The organism is Oleiphilus sp. HI0061 (genome assembly GCF_001635675.1).
On record NZ_LWFE01001293.1, the window covers coordinates 1 to 969 of the forward strand.

General features: G+C 44.3%; 1 protein-coding gene. It reads right to left on the reverse strand.

Annotated features, from left to right (window positions below; genetic code table 11):
• Positions 1 to 28: 28 nt before the first annotated feature.
• The coding region (locus A3735_RS20430) for an ATP-binding protein (protein WP_231882590.1) at positions 29 to 969 on the reverse strand (941 nt) is incomplete at its 5' end.

A 969-nucleotide genomic window follows, 5' to 3' on the forward strand; every position in this document is an offset into this window, starting at 1 on the left:
CGGCTATTTTTATTCTGGCCCTAAATATTTATTGCTCTGGAATAGTAAAGTAAAAACTTGCGCCTTTGCCAACCTCAGAGTCGGCCCAGACCCTCCCTCCATGCTTTTCGACAATCCGCTTAACCGTTGATAAACCGACGCCGGTGCCATCGAAGTCACTTTTGTTATGCAATCGCTGGAAGGTCGAGAAGAGCTTACCCGCATGTGACATATCAAAACCTGCACCATTGTCCTTAACCTTAAACACGCGCTCTGTTCTTCCGAGTTCGTCATCAACCAAAGCAGAGCTAAATGCTATTTCTGCAGATTCTGTCTTGCTACTGTACTTCCAGGCATTGTTTATCAGGTTTTCAACGACTGAATGCATCATTCTGGCATCACCATTGATATTCATATCTGGCTGAATATAAATATCTACGACACGCAGGGGATAGGTATCGCGCAGATTGGCCACTACTGTGTCAGCAATTTGGCTTAAGTTTAGGTCTGTTCTTTTTACTTCTTTTCGCTGCATTCGTGACAGGTCCAGCAAACCGTTAATCAAGTCTTCCATCGACTTGGCACCGGCAACGACTTTCGCCAATATCCGTTGCGCTTCTTCATCAAGCTGCGAGGCGTAATCATCAAGTAAGATATCACTAAAGCCTTTGATCATGCGTAAGGGTGATTTTAGATCATGCGATACAGTATAACTAAATGATTCCAGTTCTTTATTTGCTGAGGCTAATTCAACATTAGCCTGGTCTAGATCACGCGTTCGCTGGGCTACTTTCTCCTCCAAACCTGCATTCAGGCCCGTCACTTCATCAAACAAACGTGCATTTTCAAGCGATATAGCAGCCTGAGTCAGTAAGACTTTTATCACACTCATGCGCTGCTCGGTAAAGACCCCTGTGCTCAAGCTATTCTCTAAGTACAGAGCGCCTATTTGAGATTTTCGGTAAACAATTGGCAAACATAATACCGACT